Source organism: Psychrobacter sp. ENNN9_III, assembly GCF_001462175.1.
Taxonomy (GTDB): Bacteria; Pseudomonadota; Gammaproteobacteria; order Pseudomonadales; family Moraxellaceae; genus Psychrobacter.
The window spans coordinates 1-23,872 of sequence record NZ_LNUO01000070.1 but is presented as its reverse complement, the minus strand read 5'-3'; the positions used below and the strand labels follow the sequence as shown (position 1 = coordinate 23,872).

Below are 23,872 nucleotides of genomic sequence, written 5' to 3'. Positions count from 1 at the left end.
ACGCTAATCAATAGCGTCTTTTTTATTTATCAGCTTATTTAAGACAATGGAGCGGCTACTATTCTAATAAGTTTAAAATAGGTTCTGCGCCCAGCGTACAACATGCTGCCACATCCGGCTCATAAAGCCTGATTGTTCGATGTCAGTGGTGGCTATAATAGGTACGGAGGCTACAGCCTTGCCATCAATGACGGCTAGCATTTTGCCAATCTTTTGTCCTTTTTTGATAGGGGCTTCTATACTTTCAGGGATATCGACGACTGTAGTAATCTTATTTTTTTGTGTTTTAGTGGTTAAAACTTGTAGGGTATCGCCTGTTGCCAGCTCTACCTCATCTGCCTCACCAAACCATACTGGCAGCTTACTGACAAACTGATTGGACGGCGCTTTTGTCACCGTAGTGAAATGACCGAAGCCCCAATTAAGAAGCTCGCGCGACTGATCTGCACGTGCTTGTGGACTTTCGGTCCCCATAATTACAGATATTAGGCGCATATCATCACGATTACTAGAGGCAACCAAGCAGTAGCCTGCTGCATCAGTATGTCCAGTTTTTAGACCATCTACTGTAGGATCTGTAGCCAGTAGCGCGTTACGATTGCCTTGAGTGATACCATTATAGGTAAACTCTTTTTCAGCATAGATATCATAGTATTCACCACTATTTTTTATAATGGCGCGAGCAAGCTTTGCCAAATCAAGTGCTGAAGCTTGGTGACCTTCATCAGGCATGCCTGTTGCATTCACAAAATGCGTATTATCCATGCCAAGCTTTTTGGCTTGCTCGTTCATTAATATCGCAAATGAGCTTTCGCTACCTGCAATATGTTCAGCCATTGCTTTTGAGGCATCATTGCCTGATTGAATAATGATACCGCGTAGCATATCGATGACACTAGCAGTTTTATTTACTGGCACATACATACAAGATTGGCTGCTACTACCGCGACACCATGCATTCTTGCTCATTAGCACTTGTTCATCTTCGGTCAAATCACCTGAGCTTAGACGTTGCTCGATGATGTAACTGGTCATCATTTTGGTTAATGAAGCTGGAGGAAGAGGCTGGTTGGCATTTTTTTGCGCTAATATCTCACCAGTATTATAGTCCATTAATACGTAGGCGGTATTGTCCATCTCTGGAGGTTGAATAGCAGCATTAGCAATGATTGCACTCAAAGATAAGCTGACACCAACGACTACTTGTACCAGCTGTTGTTTTACACGCTTTACTGTCATAGATTGTTACACCACATCATGAAACCCAATGTATCTATCGCCATTCATACTTATAAAAGTATTTGAAGATGACGATTGACATAAAATTAAGGCCTTATCTTAGCAAAATGCTAACCAATGGGGAAACAATAAATACGATAAAAAAGATATTAGCAATATAGAGGAGGGTAGCCGAAAAAAACAGCGTATGGCAAGGCCGTCAAGTCCATACTATAGGATTTAACTGGAATAAAAGAGAGACTATTTAAGTAGTAGGTTAGCGCAAAAAGCTTACTCCTCTCACGATTAATTTTTAAAGTGAAAGGAGCAAGCTTGGTTTATACAAATCATCATGCAAGGCGTATTAGCTATTGGTTAACACTTTTATACTTAGATAGTTAAGCGCTTAGTCAGAGTATTTTATTTTGCGCGCAGTTAGCAGTTAGTATTGTGCATTTGCTAAGTCTTCGCATAAGGCTTTGTTGTCTTGTTTGGAGAACCCAAGCGTCCAGCTACGAATACTTTGCAAAATTTGACGATAATCTTGTTGCGTTGATAAGTACTGTATAGCAGCCTTCGGATCTTCTAAAGACGGCATAAGCTCATGCAATTGTATATTATAAGATTTATAAAAACGTTGTCTTTGTCTTTTGTTTAGCATCGGTGGACAAATTTCAGACAGTACTTGCATAACAGCAATTTCATGTTTAGTAATACTAACGCCAGACATATCCAGAGGAATGGTAGATACATTATTACTAGCTGCATTGGACGTTTGAGCTAACATTGAAGCAGAGGCTATTAACCCAATAATGCCAATCTTTGAAGCTGATTTTAAAACTATTCTTGTCGTTATAGATAATATCGATTGATTCTTCATTCGGTATCACACTCGCTTTACATTATTTAATGGTGTTATGGTAATGGGAAAAAAAATAAAAGTCACATAAAATATTGACTTATGTGTAGATATATTGTGACCTAAGGTCGATTGATAGCAACATATCAGTAGCATCTGTCCCTAAGTTACATAAGCCTTAATAGATAACAGTCTATTGTTGTTCGTTGTTGCCTATTGTAACGAAAAAATAGGCCAAAAGATAACCAACTGGTGTTGGTGCATACATTCATAAAAGCGAATTTTATAAGATTAAACGCATGAACAAGCTTTTGCGAGTATAGTCTCAACTATTTGATTATACTTGATTTTAAGACAGTAAGTGAGAGGTTTGTTTATGACTATGCTTGGTTGAGGTATAATCTTTTTCCATGTCGTATAGTAGTCCGATAAATGTAGGCTTACTTATTGCCACTACTGCGAACCGATAAATCTATTTTAGACCCTGATATGTCATTACATGTTTTTCATTTTTCACTTTCTATATTTTGATTTATTTGTTAAGCGGTGTTACACAAAAGTCGTCTCTTACATCAAGATATCGGTTTATGCTACATGTTTTTAATTGCTAATATCTATGAGATAGCTGGCTATAAGTCAATAGTAATCAGTGATAATACTTAAGTCTGTTGCCAAAAAATAAGTTATAACTATATTGAGCTGCCATGAAGTTTTTAATCAGTAATGATGATGGAATACACGCGCCAGGATTGTTGGCGTTATACCAAGCCCTTTGCCAAATCGGAGAAGTTATAGTTGTTGCACCCAATGAAGAGCAGAGCGGCAGTGCCAGCTCGCTTCATATTTCTCAGCCCTTGTATCCTCATGTCTTGCCATCAGGGTTTATTGCGGTTAATGGCTCACCTGCAGACTGTGTCTACCTTGCGCTCCATGAGCTTTATCCTGATACTCAATTCGATTGCGTCATCACGGGTATTAATTCAGGCGCAAACTTAGGGCAAGACGTCTTGTTTTCGGGTACCTTTGGTGCCGCGTTGACCGCTCAGCTCTTTGGCGTCCCAGCGATTGCAACTTCATTGGTGGGTCATAGGATTAAAGGCAATGGACAGGATCAAACCAGCCACTATCAAATGGCAGCAAACGAGATCGTCAAAATATTGACCAAAACGCCTATATTGGAGGAGCTCAAACGTTTGCCGTATCATGTGCTTAATATTAATATTCCAAACGTAGATACGGCTGAGGGTATTATGGGACGCAAAATCACGCGTCTGGGACATAGCCTAATAGAAAAGCCCGTATATCATATGGTCGATCCACGTGGCCGTGATGCTTATTGGTTGTGTTTGAAAAAATGCCAGAATCTGCCGACCAAAGAGTATGTGGACGCTTCTATTAATACGTCTATTGATAGCTCTGTGAATGATTGTGTCAGTGACAATCCTAAGCTTGAAGGTCAACCGAGAGCAGACAGTAATGACATAAATATTTATACAGATGATAAGGCGGTAGCAGCAGGTTATATCAGCTTATCCCCCGTACGCTTGCATCATACACCAGCGTCTACGCTCAATAAGTTTTCGGCTTTAGCATTATAATTTATCATTAGGATTGAGGTTTGATGAAACAGAGGCTGCTTTTAGCTGCTTTTATAAATAGAGTCGTATTCTATAAATAGAGTCTTATTATGGTTATAATAGCGGCGGTACAACTCTATAAACGGTAAAGATAACAACACGATAAACGTGAGCACTATATTGTGAGTACTATAAAGAACGTGAGCACTATAAAGAATAGGAAACCTTGTATGAAGAAGCTTATTTCTGGGTCACAGTTAGCGACTGCTGCTTTAGTCGGAACGCTGGCAGTTGCGATAACAGGCTGCGCCACTAAGCCGACCTATCAAAATTCTGCACGACCAGCCCCTAAAATTATTACCAATAGTCAAGGTGTCCCCAACTATCATCTTGTAAAACGTGGCGATACGGTTAGCCAGATTGCTTCACGTTATCGCTTAAATTATCGTCAAATCGGAGCGCTGAACGGCCTTGATAGCAAGTATACTATCTATAGTGGCCAATGGCTCAAGCTTTGGCATGGTGAACAAAGCGCGCCCACACGTCCTGCTAGTAACAACAACTATAACGTTGCCACTACGCCTACGACACCGCCGCCTACGACAGGCTCGGCACCTGTTTATGAAGTAACTGCCAATTCGACCGCTGGCTACGAGTATCCTAGTCGTAATCAAGTCCTTCGTAATTTTGATGCTGCATCTGGCAACATGGGCATGTGGTTTGCCGGTAGAGAAGGTGATCCAGTACTTGCCAGTCAAAGTGGAACGGTACTATACGCGGGTGATGGGCTAACCGAGTATGGTAATCTTATTATGATTCGTCATAGTGGTGATTACATTACCGCTTATGCGCATAATAGCCAACTACTGGTTAGAGAAGGCGAAGCGGTACAGCGTGGCCAACGTATTGCTAGTATGGGTAGTAGTGGCCAGACCAATCAAGTAGCACTACAGTTTCAAGTACGCCTAAATGGTAACCCTATAGATCCGCGTGCCGTTTTAGGACGCTAAGGCGTTATTCAACTAAGCTGCTGTTTAGCCTAGGTGTTATTTAGCCTAAGTTAAAAAGAAGCAAATTAAGAGCTACCGTATACTTATAACCTGTCACTACTTTTCATATCGTTGCAAAGCCTTATGAAAAGTGGTGATAGGTTTTTTTATAGAGTGTCGAAATGCTTTAGAGATAACCTGTTAATCAAGCTTGTTTTTTTGTCTAGACAGCTTTTGACCGAAATTTAAGGCCATATTTTTATAATGACTACTACGCTTTTGACCGAAATTTAAGGCCATATTTTATAATGACTACTACGATTTTTGACACGCAAAGCTATACATATCCGCAGAATTTTGAGGAGATACAACCTAAGCTTACGCGTCTGCAAAAAGCGATTAAAAAGCTCGAGGCAAATCTAATAGATGCTAATAACGATGCAAGTATTGAGCTGCTAAATCAAAGATTGAGTAGTGATTTGGAATTAAAAGTGGACTATGTCAGTGAGCTAAATCCAAACCAACTGCTTGCAGCCACTACTATTGAAGGAAAGGTGTTGGTCATCGCTGGTGCTGGCTCTGGTAAAACCAAAACGTTAACCTATCGCACAAGCTATCTGCTAGAAAATAGCGTGAACCCCAAAAGTATCTTGCTACTGACTTTTACCCGTAAAGCGGCAAATGAGATAAAAAGTCGCGCTAAAGTCTTATTAGCTGATACGTTATCAGACGATGACTTGGCAAAAGACAGACTACCGACCAGTAAGATGCTAAACGATATCACCAGTGGCACTTTTCATTCATTCTGCAATATGCTATTGCGTCAATACTCAGGACTGCTCGGTATCAATCCACGGTTTACTATCTTGGACACAGGCGATAGCGAGGATGCCATCGATTTAATTCATAAAGAAAAAAAGTATCCTGCGCAAGCCGAAAGCCAAGCCTTTCCCCGTAAAAAGACCTTACAAAACATCATCTCCACTTCTAGAAATAAACGCATTCATATCCGCGACTTAATCGAAAGTAATTATCCTGATATCGCCGTACATATTCCCATTATTGAGCAATTAGCAATTGACTTTCATGAGTACAAGCGTGCCAATCATCTCTACGATTTTGATGACATCATTAGCCAAGTCGTACGCCATTTAAAGACCAACGTTACCTTTCGCCAAATGCTACAAAGTCAATATCGTTACATCATGGTTGATGAATATCAAGATACCAATATTCCGCAAAAACAGCTGATAGATTTGATTTGTGAGCCTGAATCGGTATCACTGATGGTGGTCGGTGATGACAATCAAAGTATTTATGCGTTTCGCGGCGCAAACTATGAAAATATTCTACTGTTCGGTGAGACTTATCCCGAAGCCAAGCTCATTAAGCTGGAGCAAAACTATCGCAGTACGCCTGCTGTTTTAAATTATATCAATGCCTTGTCCGCGCAAATTACCTTGGGATATCAAAAGCAGCTCTATTCGAATGCGAGCATAACAGGTGACAAACCAGTGTTTAGTCGTTTAAGTGATGAAACCCGCGAGGCCAAATATATCGCTGATAAAATCATAGAGCTAAAACCAGATCACGATTACAACGATTTTGCGGTACTTTGCCGCACCTCTTTTCAGTCCAATTATGTACAGTTAGAGTTTATGGAGCGCCGCATTCCATTTATCGTGGTAGGTGGTATTAAATTTATTGAGAGACGGCATGTCAAGGACGTATTGGCTTTTGTCAAAATACTCTATAACCCAAATGACACCATTGCATGGCATCGTATTTTAACCTTGTTTAAAGGTGTAGGGGCAGTCACCGCGACTCGGTTGACCCAAGCGATTAATGCCGATAATAATTCATTTGATCCCTTACTCACGACAAAGTTTGCCAAAAAAAGTGAGCAACTTGAGCCTTTATATCATACTTTAACTAAGGCAAGTCAAGCAGAATCAGTCGAGACTATCATTGAACATGTTGTAGAGTTTTATGTCCCTATTCTAAAAACGTTAGAGGAAAACTGGCGTGAGCGCAATGAAGACTTTCGGGTACTTAAAAACTTAGCGACAGAGTACAGCAGCCTTGATAATTTTTTAGAAAATCTGGCGCTCGATCCACCCAATGACTCAGTAGCGTCGACCAGTCAACCAGAAGAAGATGACAAAGACAAAGTGACGATTTCGACCATTCATAGTGCCAAAGGGCTAGAGTGGCCAGTAGTCTTTGTCAACTCATTAGTCGATGGTATTACGCCGCACCATCGCTCTTTGTCTGACTTTGAGGAGCTAGAAGAGGAGCGTAAATTATTCTATGTGGCTTGTAGTCGTGCTAAGAGCAGATTGTACCTGACTGCTCCAGATTATTTTGCCAGTTATTCAGGGTATTTTGACAAGCCGTCACGATTTATCGCTGAGTTATCGTCTGATGAGGTGGAGGTTAAGCGCTCTAGGAAGTCGTTAGAGATGCTGGCGAGTGATGATCCCGTGTGGTGGTGATTGTTAAAAGCTTTAAGGCATTTAGTTTTTATTCTAAAAATGAAATATACAAGTATCCCTTCAATACTAATACTTGACAATATTTCAGTACTCTCTATACTTTTCTCATTGGACAGTTTAATAACTTTTGTTGATAAACTGTTAGTTTTGCTCTTACTGTAGCAATGATGAGACTTTACTTATGCCCTCACAAACTGCACGTCTGCACCAACTCAGCGTTGGCAGTGACATTTTAGCAACCACATCCCTTTATCCAAGTGCCTTTTTTTGGACAAGTAGCCTCAATCAAAGCGCCATTAGTCATATACTTGTGTTCAGTTATGACTTTTTAGATTCAAACGCTTGTTTATCCTTAATCAGCACCCCCGTCTGTTTAACCACGCTATCTGCAGCTCGAGAGCCTACTTGTCGCTGTGGACTCATTCAAGCCGTGCGCTACCATCGCTCAGATGGGGCCATGTACTTTTACACCCTTAATATCGTCACTCCTGACTGGCAATTGACCCAGTCCATCCATACCCGCAGCTTTACCCATCAATCCACCCTAGATATCATCACCAGCATCCTTAGCGATTACGATTTTGACTGGCAGCTCTCAGAGCAACTACTCTCATCAGAGCCACTAACCACACAGCTCGCTATGCGTATCCAGTCTGATGTCAGCGATTATGACTTTATTACCAGCTTGCTTGCTGATATTGGGGTCACCACCTATTGGGTATCAGGTGACTCAATAGATGAGCTGGGCTATTGGTCTTTAGTCAGTGCGCTAGACGAGAATGAATTATCACCACTTGACTATCGCTACGAGAAGTCTTCAGTACAGTCTGGTACAGACTCTGTTGACGAGCTACAGATGATCGCCAAGCAGTTAGGCACTCGCACCGTGGTGGTACGAGCGGATGGACTCGCTACTGATACTATCTATGAAGGCGTGGCAGATGACGACTCTCAGCTGGCACTAGATGATACTGCTGTCTTATTAGGGGCACCATCTCGAGTATATAGCGATGAATCTGCTACCCGCTTAGCTGAGCAATGGGTACGCGCCAATGGCTGCAATAGAGAATACTATAGTGCTACAGGTGCCATGCGTGGCATAAGTATCGGTAGCAGGGTTAGCATCAACAACTTACCTTCTATTGGCTATTTATCTACGTACTGTACCAGCATGACGATCGTCGGTATCGAACCTAACAGTGATAGCGTCTCCTACCACAACCAAGTGCTGATAAAAGACTGGCTTACGCGTACCACTAAGCAAACAACGCAAACAGCGCAAACAACACTTAGCGCCATACCTGAGCATGGCTACGATATCGCACAAGACACCGGCATCTGGGTATCCGCCACACTATTAGACTCTGCTATTCCATACTGTCCTTATCCAAGCTTGCAGTCCTTTGTCAGCAGCACCTATACTGGTGTCACCCAAGCCCGTACCGGTGATCAGTCTGCCTCAAGGGCGCCAAGCTACGCTTCACAAGTGACCGATGACGGTCTGCAGCGCACCATCTCTACCCCCGTGTCCGCAGGTATCAGCCCACATGATGATGGGGTAACCCCGCCACTAAGAGCACTACAACTGTCCTCAGGTGCCACTCACGGTTGGCAGTTTGCCCCAAGACTCGGACAATCCGTCCTTTTAAACTACTGGTATGGCGATATCGACAGCCCCGTGATCAGCCGCGCCCTCTATGACGGGATCGGCATGGGCGATAGTGACGACAATGACATCACTACCCGTGATGCCGGACTATCCAACAGACATAACCTACAAGGCGGATCCTCGCCAAGATGGCATGGTGGTGGCCTTGGACACTCGCAAATCTGTGAGGATGATACTCATAGTGGCTGGATTTCTGGTATTTCTCAATACGGACTGACCTCTGACTCTGAGGTTACACTAAGTTTTGATGACAGCCCGAACCAGATCGGCATGCAGTGGTCGGTCAACACTGCTAGTCGTGCCAACGCGCAAAACCCAACGACAACAGACAAAGCCACCTTTGCTCCTGATGAGCATGTGCTTGAATTAGGCGTGCTCCGTCATCGTTTTAGCAACCATCAATCCAGCAATAGTGGACAGGGGATTAACCTCGCCACTGACCATGGACTACAAGCCACAGCGGATAGCGGAGTCTTGCTCTCCACCTTTGGTATCAGACACATGCAAAGCGAGCACGAGTCGGCTTGGGTGAATGATGCAGGACAACGACAGTTAAAACTCGGTGCTGAGCTGAATGAGACCTTTCTCGATGCCAAGCAAGCACACTTGCAATCGACGAAAGCCATGAAGACCGCTAATCAATCGATAGACGCTTTCAAAACAGCAGCGCAGGTCATCGATGATACGCTACAAACCGAAGTCCTCGGTGCGCCCGATGTAATGATGGTGAGCAAAGACAGTATTCTGGCATCAAGTAGCAATACCCTATGGACTGCAAAGACCATCGTACGCCAATCCGGTAGTACCCAGTCGGATGTGGTGGCAGGTAACTATATGCTGACGGCAGATCGTATTGAGTCATTAGCAGGGGTGGGTGGTCAAGCTCAGCTATCGGGTCTACATATCAGTGCCAACACAAAACCGCTAGCGATACAAGCGCAAGGCGGTGAGCTGCAATTGCACAGCCAACAATCCATGACCATCGGTAGTGAGTTGGGTCAGGTAAATATCGCAAGTCCTAAACGTATTAAGCTGCAGACCAGCGCGGGGGCGTCACTGACCATTGATGAGAGCGGGATTAAGCTGGTGTGTCCGGGGGTGATTAAGATTAAGGCTGTTAAGAAGGCGTTAGTGAGTGGGGCTAGGGCGAATTATTCTGTACCGATGATGCCTGAGACCATTCCGCTGTTTAGTAATAAGCTCGATGTTTATGACTTGTTTTATCATGCCGATTTTAGTGAGGTTAGTTATGTTGCTAAGATGGATGATGGTCAAATCGTTGAAGGAGTATTAGATGAACACGGACGGACTGATAGATTGATGTCTATGGAGTCTAAAGGAGCTAAAGTGTTAGTAGGATATCTAGATAACTGGAGTATAGAGATTGACACGGAAGACGAGGAGTGTGAAGTCACTGAAAATGTTGAATTTGAATACTCAGATGATGAATGCGCTTGTGAAGCACCAGAAGAAGATATTGATTTTTTAGAGGATGAAGAATAATGCCAAACAGTCAAAAGAAAATCACGGCAGGATTCATACTACTCGATGCAAATAGCAAGCTTTTAAAGAATATTGAATACAAGGTTACAACAATTGCCAATGAAAAAGAGCATCATTTGGTCAAAGGTAAGACTAATAGTAAAGGCGCAACTTACGAATTTGTTAAACCAGTAAATACTAATATCTGTCTATATGTCAAAATAGGAAAAAAAGACTTTCAAAAGATTGTCTGCTTACCGTTGCCTTTAACAGAGAAAAACAAACTTAAAATGAGAGCAAGAGTTAGTGCTATTTTAATTGACTCAAAACTAGAAAAACATGGCGAAAGCCCTGGTAGTATTAAACGCAAAGATTATCAGGTGGTTAAAGGTGATACTTTAAAAGGTATCGCTAAGAAATATAATACGAATGTTGCACAGTTAAAACGCCTAAATCCAAAGATACAAAGCATTCATAAAATTTATGAAGGTGATTGGCTCAAGGTTCCTGCTCAAATAGGTGACGTTAGTAAAGAAACTACGGAAGAATCCCTTTCTAAATCAAAACCAACTAAGCCAGCTACGTTAGACCCTAAAAGCGATTCAGATAAGCCTTGGTATGATAATGTTTTGGATGGCGTTAAAAGTACTGTTGATAAAGCAGACGCTATGATTGACAGAGTAGAAGAATCACTTAAACAAGGTCAACAAAAAATAATAGATGAGACTATTGATGCGGTAGAGAGTATCTCTGATGCGAGTGAGAAGCTATATGATAAAGTATTTGATGATAAGGAGGATACTATACCATCTAATACCAATCCTCCCCACAATAAGGGTAAAGTTGATGAACCTAAATTAGATGTGAAGAAAGAAACTGGCAATAATCAAAAGGGTAACCCTACCGAACAAGTTACCTATGACAGTGATACGACTGTTTATCATATTTATTTCGATGGACGTATAGAACGTGCTAACAAACAAGCTGTTGGGTATGCTGCATTTATTTATTATGATGAAAATGGCGGTAAGCATTACCTAGGAAAGACGGAATATTTGAAAATAAAAAGCTACGGAGGAGGTGGCAATGTTTATTTAGTCAACATTGGTGGAGATGAAAAAAGTAGTAAATTTGGCGGTAGTAAAATTAATGATAATAGCGAAGAATTATCAGTAGCAGAAAAAGAGAAAAGGTTATCAAAATATAGAAAGGGCAATGTTGGCTATAATATATTTATGAATTCTAAAGATTATCAACGCTATTATTTGTCTGGGGTTGCAATGGCTACATTTTTAGGAGCACTATGTAAATTAGGGTATGATGATATCTCTTTTAACGGAGCCAGTAAAATTGACGGAAGTCCTGGCCCTAGTAGTAGTCATACTAATGGTAAATGCATTGATGTAAGATATCTTAGAAAAGATAAAAAAGCTTTAGAGATGATATTAGACAATCGTAGTTATGACTCTCAATACGATCATGAGAGAAATGTAAGACTTGTTAATATTTTTCATGAGTTTGGTTGGGGTAAAAGAAAAAGAGCTGATGGTTCGATAGTGAAGATGTTAAGTGTTTACTTTACTAATCCTAAAGCAGATATCAACAAGAGTTACATTTTACCACATTGTGGACCTTATCGAGGGCATGATAATCATCTTCACCTTCAAGGACTAGTTGCAAATATCAAAGATATCGATGTTATCTCTAGAGTCCCTGAAAGTAAAACAGGTATATGTTCATGCAACACCGACCTCACATTAGATCAGTTAAGAAAAATATGTACAGTAAGAGCAAAGTCTACCTTAGAGAATATTCTACCTCATTTGAATAAAACTTTAAAACAATACAATATAAATACTTGCTTACGTAAAGCTCATTTCATAGCCCAATTAGCGCACGAGTCTGCTGAATTTCTATATAATGAAGAACAAGGTGCAACAGATGCTCATTATGGAGGTTATAAAGGAAGGGGGTATATCCAAATATCATTAAAGGGCGCTTATGAATCCTACGGAAAATATGTGAAAGTTAATTTTTTAGGTTCAAATAACGTTAAAATGGCACAGTTGCCTTACTCTATTGATTCAGCTGGATGGTTTTGGACTAAATTTAAATGGAAAGACTTAAATGAGTTAGCTGATAAAAATGACATTATTGGCATTAGTGCAATAGTAAATGGTGGCTTCAATGGCTTTAATGATCGAGTAAAGTACTTTGAACGTGGAGTTGAAAGTCTTAATTTAAAATCTTGTGCAAACTTAAATTCTATTAGCCCTAATCAATTAACTACTTTTAACTTTCCTGATAGTATAGTTACAGAAATGATTGGTGAGAGCTTCGGATGGGGTTTATGGCATGACCCTACTAAAAATAAAAACGGCGTCACGAAAAATTCAGTAGTTTCAAAAGAGGGGTATACTAAATTTATAAAACTGGCAAATAAAAAAGGTAGCTTTGGAAAGAGCAACAAACGTTATGGGTGGACTTATGATAATGCTGTAAATTATGCCAAACAAAGGGTAAGTAAGTTATGAAGATAAATAAACTCTTGATTATAATAATGTCTACTTTATTGGTAAGCGCAGGCTGTAATATCTCAACTGACTCTTCAGTTAATGATAATTCGTCTTCTAGTAACAACCTATCTCCTTCAATTAATTATCAAGATATAAATTCAACAATCCATTCTCAAGAATCACCTAAAAAGAAATTACTATGTCTAATGGACAATAGTAAGTCAATAAGTATTTACTATAAAAATGATCTTGAAGAATTAGAAATAAATGATTACAGCACGTTCACCCTAGAAAGTATCAATGAGGTAGAAACAATTGAAGGTCGTCCTCATGAATTCACTCGTATATATAAGAATAATCGAGGATACACAGCAACTTTAATGTCTCAAAATTTCATTAGAAATTTAGAATTGACAGACGCAAAAGGTCAAACCACAACATATTCATTCAATTCTGGATTAGAATGTGACACTCTACCGAATAAGAGATATTTAACTTATATAGTTAGCATAGATAAAGCTTTTATCTATAAAAAACCAGATCTTAACAGCAAGACTTCTTCATATTTTATTGAGGGTGATGAGATTGAGGTACTATCTACTAGAGATGATTGGATACAAACTTCTTATCTAAAGGGTTCAAAAACAGGTTGGTTACGTCTTAAAGATATTGAAGAAAACGACCATTCCAACTCACCGCCCAAAGAACTGACTAGTAGTAAAATAAAAGATACATCAGAAGGTATTCAGCTGGTTAAATCCGATCAAAAAAAATATGCTCTAAATAAAGATGGTATTAGTAATATTTCTCTAGGACAAAAGTTTAAACCGAATGAATTTACTGAATTTGAGAGTCAGTTAGAAGGTGTTGATAACTGTTTCCTCGCAAACTCTAATCTGTATCCAGATCATCAATACTCACTATCTTTTCAGTTTTTTGATAATCTGTTAACTGGTGTCAGTGTCTCTAAAAGTGGTACTATCAATTTTGATAGTTTTACATCATATACGGGTGTCAAAATTGGAGATACTGTTGAAACGGTAATGAATCTACACAACAAGCAGCCTGACGAAACATTGGATAGTCCACATACTGATGATCCTATTTTTATATATTGGACTAATAGTTCTAAAAAGATAGGCATGCGCTATGATACTGTAAATGGAGAAGTATCAAGCATGAGCCTTAACTATAATCCACATATTCGTTATCTTGAAGGCTGTGGTTAATGGGTAAGTTTTAATTAGTAGAAAGTTAAGAGTGTATATATGCTTATAAGATTATTAATGTTACCTATCTTTTTAACCTTATTATTAGCATCTTGTGCTGAAAAAATAAACAATAATGATTTAGGTGATATTAAAGCAACAGAAGTGCAAAGTAATTTCAAGAAAAGTAGTGATGTAAAACCTATTAGAACCGATACTGTCAGCGATAAAATTATTACCGCGAGTGGTACTAAAAACTTTACTCTACTCGATACTATTGAAGGTATTGAATCTAAACTAGGTACTCATCTAAAACTAAAACGATCTACCAATGAATGCTATACAGACGGTAGTAACTCAGATTTACAATTGACTTTTCTAAAAGATAAATTGATTTCAATCGATTTCTTTAGCTCCAATTATCAAACTGATAAAGGTTTCAAAGTAGGTGATAAAGTATCTAAACTTATGCTTAGTCATCCTGAGGTTGAATATCATGAGTCAACAAGTAATATGGGCGATGAAAGTTACTATGTAACAACTAAGTCTTATACAACTCAATCTGACAACCAAGGTAATGCATTTACTTTTCATGTTTCAGATAGCGATCCTTATACTATTAGCATAATAACGGTAACTAACTATATTGATGACCATAGTCCTTGCAACGCTTATTAGTTCAATTTAACTTCATATAAGTGATTTTTGAAATATGCATGTCCTCATTTAATTAAACAATCTAACTCAATATATAGTTTAATCACTATAAAATCGATACAGTGCTGCTGGGATGCTTTCTTTTAAAACATGGGTTGCGCAGCCTCTGGCTGCAATGACACAGCACGCAAGTAAAATTTATACCAGTAGCGCGTTTAAATCCATAACAGTTTTACATTCAGCTGACTATATAACTACCATCTACCTTATTAGATAATCGATATAGCAGCTCAAATAGACCATATTTATTATTCAGACAATTACGATTGTCTTATTTTTCGTAAAACGGATTAGCATTGCAATAAATCAATTATATAAAAGCTATTTTGCATAAAATTGATTACATTTTATTTCAAGCAATGACGAATGATCCAATGTCATGATTTTAATATCCTGCGACATTTATAACTTTGACATTACTTTTCTTATCCAAAAGCAACTTCACAGGCTTGTTTGCGGTTGTTTTTATATTTACGACCTTACAGCCAGTCGACAATCGGATGGCAAATGTTAAATTTTGCTCGTCAATAATCATATTTTCAAACGTTGAGTTTTTGAGCAATACCTCACGACCTCCTGCAATTGCCATTGCTCTAAACTGATGGCGCGTACTCTTAAAGTGAATATTGCTAAATTCCTTTAACTTTGTGTCAGCTTTTAGGCGTACATAAGCAGAGCCTGTCGCTGCGCCCGCTTTAATAAATTGACAGTCTTCAAAATACACGCCCAAATCGTTTGAATTGCCTATGTTGGTGTCTTGAAATATAACCTGATTATTGCCATAACCTGTACCCGCGTTTTCAAAGATCACGTTTGTAAACTTAATACCACGATATTTATCGTTGATATTGTTGGGTTCACAGTCAAATAAATACAGACCGCTTATCAGTTTACCTTGTTTTGATGTAAACCTATTATCAATACTAACTTTACCACGTGTAAACCGAAACCCTTGTCCTGCAACGATAGTTACTGGATTTCTTGCCGTTGATCCAATTAAGAAGTCCTGAGCTTCAAAATCAATCTGACCATCATACTTTAGGTAAAGACCATCATACCTTGCTCCGCTTGTCTTAAAATTTTTGAGACGAGCACCCCGCTCTTGAATGCGTATACAGTGCAGAGCTTTGGTGTTTTTGTGCGTGCCATTTCTGTTAGAGGTAAGCTCATCTCGCAAGGTCTGACCTCGTATGTCGAATCCATCTAAGACGAAGTTTACTCCGCCTGTCTTTACATCGACGACAGTAGAAGGTGTTTTTGCACGTAAAATGGTATTACCATCACTAAAGAGCTCAATATTCGGACTATCTATCACCAAACTACAAGGATAGTCGCCATTAGGGAATATAATCCGAGCGCCACCGATAGACTTAGCATAGTCTATCGCCGCTTGCGGAGAGCGATAATCTTTAACATATATCTGCTTAAGGTTTGAGTCTGATGATGTAGGCATTTGTCTGTCTATATTCGTTTAGGTAGATGCTTTATACCAATTGCTAGTACATACTGTCAAGTATTGCCTACCAAATGTTTCAATACATAATTTTTAAACTCTTTAAAACCGTTTGTTCATTGTTATAACTCTACTATGTTCTACTATAGTTGCTTAGCTGGTGCTAATTTAAACTATCTATACATTCCACTTCCCTTTTATAACAGACTTTGGCAAACCTTGAGTTCATAATCTCTGAAAAACTGTGACGGCAGTCATGGGATTCTTGTCTAAATAATGACTTGAGCATTTATTAATCAACAGGAAATAATAACAATGGAAGATAAGATTTATGATTTAGGGGCAGGATTTTGGAGTATCAGAGGCTCATTTATCAAAAACGGCATACTAGACATAGGTGTTCAGTGCGCACTGGTAAAACTCTCATCTAGTCGTTTTATTTTCTTAGACAGTTACACTCTGACAGATGGCGTACGCGCTCAAGTAATGGGATTAACCAATGACGGCCAAGATGTCGAAGCGGTGCTGAACGTTCATCCCTTTCATACTGTTCATTGTGAGCAGATGGCAAAAGACTTTCCGCAAGCGATCTTTTACGGCAGCAGCCGCCATCCCAAAGCAAGTCCCGAATGTAAAATGGAGTGATGATTTGGTCGAAAGTGACGCTGTCGCTGAACGTTATCCCGAGCTTGAATTTTCTTTACCTAAAGGTATTCACTATATCGCACCTGATGCAAGTGTTCATGCTAGCTCACTTCTAGTATTCCATCCAGCCAGTCTCAGCATCTATGTTGATGATACTTTTGAGATTCCACCTTCAAAGTTGATTAATACCATGCAAGCTGACTTAGGCTTACATCCAACAACTCTAAAAGCACTTAAAGATGAGCTTAATGCGGGTAAAGAGTATTGCGATTGGGCAACTCAGCTGGCGCATAAGTGGCGTGACGTACGCAATTTTTGTGGCGCGCATTCAGGTTTGGTCAAGTTTGAAGAAGGCAGATTTGAGGCAGCTCTACTCTCTGCTATCGATAGAGCGCGTCCTGAGCTTGAAGCATAGTATAATTTAACTCCTCAACTTTTTAATTTGACCTTTTAATTTAATATTTTTATAAATCATCCATTATTAAGGAATATTGTTCATGGCAGATAAAATTTACAATTTAGGCGCAGGTTTTTGGAACATACGTGGATCTTTTCGTCTAGGCGGTGTACTTGACATAGGTACCCAGTGCTCGCTCGTACGGTTAGAGTCAGGCAAGTTTGTCTTTTTGGACAGTTACGAGCTGACTGGTGATGTACGAGATCAAGTTATGGCATTGACCAATGACGGCCAAGATGTCGAAGCTGTGTTGAACCTTCATCCTTTTCATACCGTACATTGCGTCCAAATGGCAAAAGATTTTCCGCTAGCCGAATTTTATGGAAGTAGCCGTCATCATAAACAAGTACCCCAAATACCATGGGCAGATGACTTAGTAGAGAGCAATGCAGTAGCCGAACGCTATCCGGAGCTCAAATTTTCTTTATCTCAAGGCATCTACTATATCTCTCCTAATGAGAAAATTCATGCAGGCTCGTTATTGGCTTACCATCCTGCCAGCAGAAGTTTGCATGTAGATGATACTTTTATGAGCCCACCAGCAAAGGTGCTTGAGGCGGTATTACCTGAGCTCCTCTTACATCCTACAACCAAGCAAGCGCTTAAAGATGAGCCAGACGCTGGCAAACAATATTGCGACTGGGCAACTGAGCTTGCGCATAAATGGCGCGATACCCATAATTTCTGTGCTGCCCACTCAAGCTTGATCACATTTGAAGTTGGTGGGTTTGAGAAGGCATTATTAAAAGCGATTGAAAAAGCACGCCCTAAGCTTGAGAAGTCTTAATTTTTTAAGCTTTAACAGACATACCTTATCGTTCATTCACTTTTGAATTAACGGTAACATGGACATTTTGACTATAAAAAGGACTGTAATATGAATCGTCATTATTTAGCGACTGCTGTGCTGGCAGTAAGCGCTTTAGGTTTTTCTGCTTGTACCTCTAATCAGCAGGCTTTGACAGATCAGCCTACTGATGCCAATGTGACCGTAGTGACACCGCAAGGCAATGGTGGTGTCCATCATCCTAAGTGGTCATACGAAGGTAATACAGGTCCCGAGTATTGGAGTGATGTCGAAGGCGCTAGTGCTTGCAAGATTGGTAAACAGCAATCACCTATTAATATCAAAGAAGTGACTGCCAGTAGCTCAGCTGCGCCCGTCATTAACTATGCTCAATCGACCAACATTCGCATTCATGACAATGGACATACAGTCGTCTATACGCCAACGACCGAAGACAACGCTATTATGGTAGAGAACGAACGCTATGTGCTCAAGCAGTTTCATTACCATACCCCAAGCGAGCATCAATTCGGCAGTCAGAGCTATCCTGGCGAGATCCATTTTGTGCACGCTAATAGCGAAGGCAATCTTGCTGTAGTGGGTGTCATGCTGCAAATTGGTGAGGCCAATGACGCGCTACGGGTGTTACTAAATGGTACTGAGCTGACCACTCAAAACGATGATGAATACACGGCTAATGGCGTAGACTTGTCTGCTTTAGCACCGATCATGCCTACCTTCTATCATTATGATGGTTCGCTCACGACGCCGCCATGTTCAGAAGAAGTACAATGGTTTGTCAGTAAAAAACCACTAACCCTCGCTAGTGATCAGTTTGCGATTATGTCTGATCTGTATGAAGGCAATAACCGCCCTATTCAGCCACAAGGCTCGCGTAAGGTAGAGCAGCTTAATCACTAATTAGTCATTAATTTTAATTACTAATTTAATTATTTATGGTTCAAAGAATGATAAATTTGGATGCTTAAGATTTGGGCTCAAAAGTTGCGATCTAGTGTCGCTGGTTTTGAGCCCTTTTATCGTTTTTATATCTTTTCTATCTCGCTTCTATGAAAATAAAAACTGACTTAGCTCCTCTTTATTATCAATAACATCTGCCAAGGTATATTTTTCAAGAACGGTAATAAATGCTGTTAGCGCTTCAAAAAATATGCCTTTAAGTTGACAAGCTGGTGTAATCACACAACCTATAGCTTTATTGTCTTCTTCGCTAATAAAGGTAATCGGTAAGCCTTCTGAGCGAGGCTTTTGACTATTACTTCTCACTGTAGCAAAGCACTCCACCAAATCAAAGTCAGGCTCTATCTGTTTGATCAACACACCCAAATTTATGTCTTTTGGCTCATAAGCCAGACGAATACCGCCATTTTTGCCGCGCACACTCTCTATATAGCCAAGCTGGCCCAATTGATGAATAATCTTGGTCAAATGACTTTTAGAAATATGATAGCTGTCTGCAATATCACTAATATTTGCTAGCATCTCAGGTTCTGGTCTTACTGCTAGATAAATCAGCGAACGCAGTGCATAATCACTATAATTGGTCAGTCGCATAAATTTACGTCCCTATTTAATTTAAATTACTTAAAACTTTCTCTCAAAATCACATTTCAAGAATTTATCTAAATCAGTCTTAGCTATAGTCAGTTCAAAATAAAGTCGATAGCCTACTATCGCTGTGCTACTGTACCGGTTTTGAAATTGACTAAATATATCTAAACCTTGATTGTCCTAAAATTATTAATTAGACCTTCTTGGTGAACCTTTAACCTCCACATTTCTTTACCCAAATAAACCATCAGGTCTAGGACGTACGAGCATCGGTAGATAGCTGATACAGAATAGTACGAAGCAGGCAATCCATGCACCCTGAGCGATCATAACCCATAGCAGATAATGATTCATATCAGCGAGCGGTAATAATACTCGACTAACAAATACCAATACCATCAAGACATACATAATATTTACGGTCTTAGGCGGCTTATGAATACTGCGCCCTGTATGTCCAAGTGAGACCCGCGTCATCATCGCGACCGTCATCATCCCAACACCTGTAATAGCTAACCCATGCATAGCAATACTGTGGGCGTAACCTAACCATGGTTGCAGCGCGTACAACAAGAAACTTAGACACATGCCCATAAACGCAATATATAGCGACCATAATAAGGGCTTTTGCCAAATACCGTGATGATACCAACCAATTAGGCGCACGATATTGACTACTGCTACCCCAAGCGCTGTAATGCTAAGCAAGTACTTATTAGGATAAAACAAATCAACGATAAAAAAAGCTAAAAAAAATAACAGACTGGCGACATCTTGTACTTTGTTATTACGCAAATTCACCGTTTCTCTAATGCCCTCAGAATTTGTTATGCTAAGACCACGTTCAATAAAGAATGGTACAACGCGCCTGCCAATGGTCAATACCAAGCCGATAATTAAGTAAAAACCTAAGTAAATACCTATTTTAGTCGTACTCATATCAGCATTGATAATACCCCAATAACACAATCCGTTGCCTAAAGTTAATAAAGCCAGCTTTGCCAATATACCCATCTGCTTATATTGCTTGACTTGCAATACTGCTCGAAAAATAACAAAAGCCATCGAGCCGATAAACAATAAATCAAAAATTGCAGCAGCATGTAATAACGGTACACTACTACCCGCAACCGTCATTCCAAAACCAAAAGCAAACCAGCTAAGTCGTGCCAAAAGCCAGCAAGTAAAAATAGCCAGTAGCTTATAGCCATGTGGCATCATCACTCCTGTCCAAGTCTTTACCGCTGTCAACAAAAACCCCGCCACCACTGCCAAGGCATAACCATAAATCATCTCATGACCGTGCCAATATAGTGGGTTTAGCTCCTGTGCCTCTATGTCAGTATGACCGGTAAATACAAATGCCCATAACGCCATCGTTATGATAGCGAACAATGCCGCACCACTAAAAAATATGCGAAAGCTTAAATTCAGAATAGAGTGCGGAGAGCTTGGCGGCTTACTAGGCAAATTGATAGATTGCATAACTACTTTCTCAGTCATATAAAAAAATATTTATAAGATTCATACTATATGAATCTTATAAATTATACAATGAATAGCTATGAACATTAATGCTCCTTCATCATGGACATTACACTCCTAGCATTGACTGTCATAAGCTTGACTGCTTAAATGGTTCACTTCTAGGAGAATACTATGACTGAAGAAAATGCACCGGAAGAAAAGCGCAAAATCGTCAATAAGTTTTTGATGATCCTTACAAAAGAGCAGCCACAAATGTATTATGCGACGACCTCTGAGATCTCTCGTAGCATTCATACGATGATAAAAGAACATACCAATCGCTTATCAGTAGAAGAGCAAGCACTCGTCAGGAATATGACTGTCGAAGAGATTGGCGCTCTGCTAGGTTTTCATTCTCATTAGCACTGCCATATATAAGATGACTGATGTTTAGATGCAAGACTCGCACAAAAAGACCGCTATTGGAGCGGTCTTTTTCATCTGTCTCAATGAGACCTAATGCTATTAAAATGGATACTGACGTGGTTCGTTCTGTACTGATATCCAATGCGTTCTGGTAAACTCTTCGAGTATCCATTCACCATTGAAGCGGCCAATACCTGAGTTTTTCTCACCGCCAAACGGTACATTACTCTCATCGTTGACTGAGATATCATTAATATGAGTCATGCCAGCTCTGATACCGCGGGCAAAACGCAGACCTTTTTGCATGTCCGATGTAAATACAGCACTAGACAAACCATACATAGAAGCGTTGGCGATCGACAATGCATCGTCTTCATCTTTAGCACGGATGATACCGACCACTGGTCCAAATACTTCATTACACGATAAATCCATCTCGCGAGTCACTTCGGTAAAAATGTGCGGCGGCACTACTTGACCTTTAATCTCACCACTCAAAATCATGTTGGCACCTTCTTTTTGTGCTTTAGCGATTTTTTCTTTCAGTGATTTGACTTGTTTTTCATTGATAATTGGACCGACTGCTGTGTCCTGTTTACTTGGATCACCAACATTTAAAGTCTTGACGTGCACTAAGAAACGCTCTACAAATTCATCATAAATCTCGTCTTCAACGATAATACGATTGATAGCGATACAGATTTGACCTTGATGCAAAAACTTACCAAAGGCTGCCGCTTTTACCGCTTGCTCGATATCAGCATCTTTTAATACCACAAATGGACTGTTACCGCCCAGCTCAAGCGCGACCTGTTTGAGGTAATCGCCACCGTTGGCCAGCTCGCCAATATGCTTGCCGACTGAGGTCGAACCAGTAAATGAGACAAAACTTGCAATATCATGCGTGACGATAGCATCACCAATCTCACTACCAGCACCAACGACGACGTTGAGTAATCCTTTTGGCAGACCCGCTTCTTCAAATATTTTGGCGAGCAATAAGCCCCCCGTAATAGGTGTGTCACTGGCAGGTTTAAGTACGACCGCATTACCAAGTGCGAGCGCTGGTGCAATAGAGCGCTGGGTAAGGTGTAACGGAAAGTTCCATGGGCTAATAACCGCTACGACCCCGATTGGCTCACGGTAGACAAAGTTCTCTTTGCCTGGCGTATTCGATGGACGAATCTCACCATGCATGCGGTTAGGAAAAGTAGCAGCTTCAAGCGTGATCGCACGCGCACTACCGAACTCGACCATTGCTTTAATGCGCGTACTGCCCGACTCTTTGATGAGCCAATCGACTATTTCATCTTGACGCTGATCTAAAATATTGACGACGTTATACATTAAACTGGCACGCTCAGCTGGTGTCTTTTGCGCCCATTCTTTTTGTGCCGCATTTGCCGCTTGATAGGCTTCATCAAGCTGCTTACTGGTAGCCTGTTTAATCTCGACCAGCGTGTCGCCATTATATGGATTGATATCAGTATTGATGCTGTCATCTTGTCCGCTCTGCCACTCACCTGCAATATACTGCAAATGAAAGTCGCTATAAGCGTTGTTATTGCTATCAGTATTATTGGTTGTCATAACTACTATCCTTAATTAGTTGTGATAATTATTAGTGTGATGTTAATTCAAATTATTCTTTATAAAATATTTTGCGAAAATCATAAAAAAGCGCTAGCAAGATTCTAGACTATATACCTTATATAGATGATAAAGCTATTGAGTCAGAAGCTAAGCTTGCTAGACGACTGGTCTAATGGTAACATAGAAGTTAAACGAAACAAGACTGCTTCAGCTTTAAACATTGTTGATAAAACGTAACTTTTATAAAATTATACTCATGTAATATAGCACTACATGGCACTACGCAATGTTTTTAAGCGCTATGACCTGATATCTTATTTCAAAATTCTTATACTAATATAATTATAAAACTAAAGAATAGTGTTCTAAGGAGAACATAACTTTTATGTCTATTACTAAAACTGCTACACCATCAAATATTGAACCATCAAATATTGCTCCATTAGATACTAGGGCTCACCTCCTAGCGATAGGCTACCAACTGATTGCGCAGAAGGGCTTTACTGCTGTCGGTATCAAGCAGATACTAGACACGGCAGGCGTCCCTAAAGGGTCTTTTTACCATTACTTCGCTTCAAAAGAAGCGTTTGGTGAAGCTATTATCAATCATTACTTTACCAAGTATAAGAAACGTCTTGAGACTATTGGCGCACAAGACATCAGCGCGCAGCAAAAGCTTTATGATTACTTTCAAAGCTGGTATGACACCCAGCAAAATGGCTGTGATCATGAAAAATGCTTG

At 40.0% G+C, this 23,872-nt stretch carries 19 protein-coding genes; 13 read left to right on the top strand and 6 right to left on the bottom strand.

Annotated elements, in window-relative coordinates; all coding sequences use genetic code 11:
- Positions 1-72 precede the first annotated feature (72 nt).
- Positions 73-1,239 carry a D-alanyl-D-alanine carboxypeptidase family protein gene (locus PENNN9_RS04660; protein ID WP_058368562.1) on the bottom strand — a complete coding sequence of 389 codons (1,167 nt, stop codon included), beginning with the start codon at positions 1,237-1,239 and terminating at the stop codon, positions 73-75.
- A 421-nt stretch (positions 1,240-1,660) separates the two neighbouring features.
- Entirely contained in the window at positions 1,661-2,098 is a 438-nt protein-coding gene (locus tag PENNN9_RS04655; protein WP_058368561.1) for an MCR_0457 family protein, read from the bottom strand.
- 683 nt (positions 2,099-2,781) lie between these two features.
- On the opposite strand from PENNN9_RS04655, the gene surE reads away from it, so the two are divergent.
- The 7 genes from surE to PENNN9_RS04620 all read left to right on the top strand — a co-directional run bounded on the left by surE (position 2,782) and on the right by PENNN9_RS04620 (position 14,691).
- Entirely contained in the window at positions 2,782-3,675 is an 894-nt protein-coding gene (gene surE, locus PENNN9_RS04650; protein WP_058368560.1) for a 5'/3'-nucleotidase SurE, read from the top strand.
- Between the two features lie 209 nt (positions 3,676-3,884).
- Positions 3,885-4,664 (top strand): LysM peptidoglycan-binding domain-containing M23 family metallopeptidase, encoded by a 780-nt coding sequence (locus PENNN9_RS04645; RefSeq protein WP_058368559.1) that lies wholly within the window; start codon positions 3,885-3,887, stop codon positions 4,662-4,664.
- 287 nt (positions 4,665-4,951) lie between these two features.
- On the top strand, positions 4,952-7,138 hold the full coding sequence (locus PENNN9_RS04640) for an ATP-dependent helicase (RefSeq protein ID WP_058368558.1): 2,187 nt from the start codon (positions 4,952-4,954) through the stop codon (positions 7,136-7,138).
- A gap of 181 nt (positions 7,139-7,319) precedes the next feature.
- On the top strand, positions 7,320-10,310 hold the full coding sequence (locus PENNN9_RS04635) for a contractile injection system protein, VgrG/Pvc8 family (RefSeq protein ID WP_058368557.1): 2,991 nt from the start codon (positions 7,320-7,322) through the stop codon (positions 10,308-10,310).
- Positions 10,310-12,823, top strand: coding sequence for a LysM peptidoglycan-binding domain-containing protein (locus tag PENNN9_RS04630; protein WP_058368556.1), 2,514 nt, complete (start codon positions 10,310-10,312; stop codon positions 12,821-12,823). Before PENNN9_RS04635 ends, PENNN9_RS04630 begins: the two co-directional genes overlap by 1 nt.
- Positions 12,820-14,034 carry a hypothetical protein gene (locus PENNN9_RS04625; RefSeq protein WP_156410073.1) on the top strand — a complete coding sequence of 405 codons (1,215 nt, stop codon included), beginning with the start codon at positions 12,820-12,822 and terminating at the stop codon, positions 14,032-14,034. The genes PENNN9_RS04630 and PENNN9_RS04625 overlap by 4 nt, the downstream gene beginning before the upstream one ends.
- Positions 14,035-14,091: 57 nt before the next feature.
- Positions 14,092-14,691 carry a hypothetical protein gene (locus PENNN9_RS04620; RefSeq protein WP_058368554.1) on the top strand — a complete coding sequence of 200 codons (600 nt, stop codon included), beginning with the start codon at positions 14,092-14,094 and terminating at the stop codon, positions 14,689-14,691.
- 424 nt (positions 14,692-15,115) lie between these two features.
- Here PENNN9_RS04620 and PENNN9_RS04615 read toward each other — a convergent pair whose 3' ends face one another.
- Positions 15,116-16,183 (bottom strand): hypothetical protein, encoded by a 1,068-nt coding sequence (locus PENNN9_RS04615; protein WP_058368553.1) that lies wholly within the window; start codon positions 16,181-16,183, stop codon positions 15,116-15,118.
- Positions 16,184-16,498: 315 nt separating this feature from the next.
- On the opposite strand from PENNN9_RS04615, the gene PENNN9_RS13550 reads away from it, so the two are divergent.
- The 4 genes from PENNN9_RS13550 (at position 16,499) to PENNN9_RS04600 (ending at position 18,993) form a co-directional block, all read left to right on the top strand.
- Entirely contained in the window at positions 16,499-16,828 is a 330-nt protein-coding gene (locus PENNN9_RS13550) for a hypothetical protein (protein ID WP_319822889.1), read from the top strand.
- Positions 16,829-16,832: 4 nt separating this feature from the next.
- A complete protein-coding gene (locus PENNN9_RS13545; protein ID WP_319822888.1) occupies positions 16,833-17,243 on the top strand; it encodes a hypothetical protein in 411 nt (136 codons plus the stop codon).
- 82 nt (positions 17,244-17,325) lie between these two features.
- Complete coding sequence (locus PENNN9_RS04605; protein ID WP_058368552.1) at positions 17,326-18,072, top strand: hypothetical protein; 747 nt, start codon at positions 17,326-17,328, stop codon at positions 18,070-18,072.
- Positions 18,073-18,162: 90 nt separating this feature from the next.
- On the top strand, positions 18,163-18,993 hold the full coding sequence (locus PENNN9_RS04600; RefSeq protein ID WP_058368551.1) for a carbonic anhydrase: 831 nt from the start codon (positions 18,163-18,165) through the stop codon (positions 18,991-18,993).
- 147 nt (positions 18,994-19,140) lie between these two features.
- Here PENNN9_RS04600 and PENNN9_RS04595 read toward each other — a convergent pair whose 3' ends face one another.
- Together PENNN9_RS04595 and PENNN9_RS04590 are read right to left on the bottom strand one after the other, a co-directional pair.
- Positions 19,141-19,647: an Rrf2 family transcriptional regulator gene (locus PENNN9_RS04595; protein WP_058368550.1), complete on the bottom strand. Its 507-nt coding sequence runs from the start codon at positions 19,645-19,647 to the stop codon at positions 19,141-19,143.
- 228 nt (positions 19,648-19,875) lie between these two features.
- A complete protein-coding gene (locus tag PENNN9_RS04590; protein ID WP_058368563.1) occupies positions 19,876-21,129 on the bottom strand; it encodes an NnrS family protein in 1,254 nt (417 codons plus the stop codon).
- Between the two features lie 174 nt (positions 21,130-21,303).
- Here PENNN9_RS04590 and PENNN9_RS04585 point away from each other — a divergent pair, with 174 nt between their 5' ends.
- The gene (locus PENNN9_RS04585) at positions 21,304-21,534 is read left to right on the top strand and encodes a hypothetical protein (protein WP_058368549.1); all 231 of its coding nucleotides are present in this window, start codon (positions 21,304-21,306) and stop codon (positions 21,532-21,534) included.
- 102 nt (positions 21,535-21,636) lie between these two features.
- Here PENNN9_RS04585 and PENNN9_RS04580 read toward each other — a convergent pair whose 3' ends face one another.
- Complete coding sequence (locus PENNN9_RS04580) at positions 21,637-23,127, bottom strand: aldehyde dehydrogenase family protein (RefSeq protein WP_058368548.1); 1,491 nt, start codon at positions 23,125-23,127, stop codon at positions 21,637-21,639.
- Positions 23,128-23,515: 388 nt separating this feature from the next.
- On the opposite strand from PENNN9_RS04580, the gene PENNN9_RS04575 reads away from it, so the two are divergent.
- Positions 23,516-23,872: TetR/AcrR family transcriptional regulator (locus PENNN9_RS04575; protein ID WP_156410072.1), on the top strand; the 357-nt coding region annotated here is incomplete at its 3' end.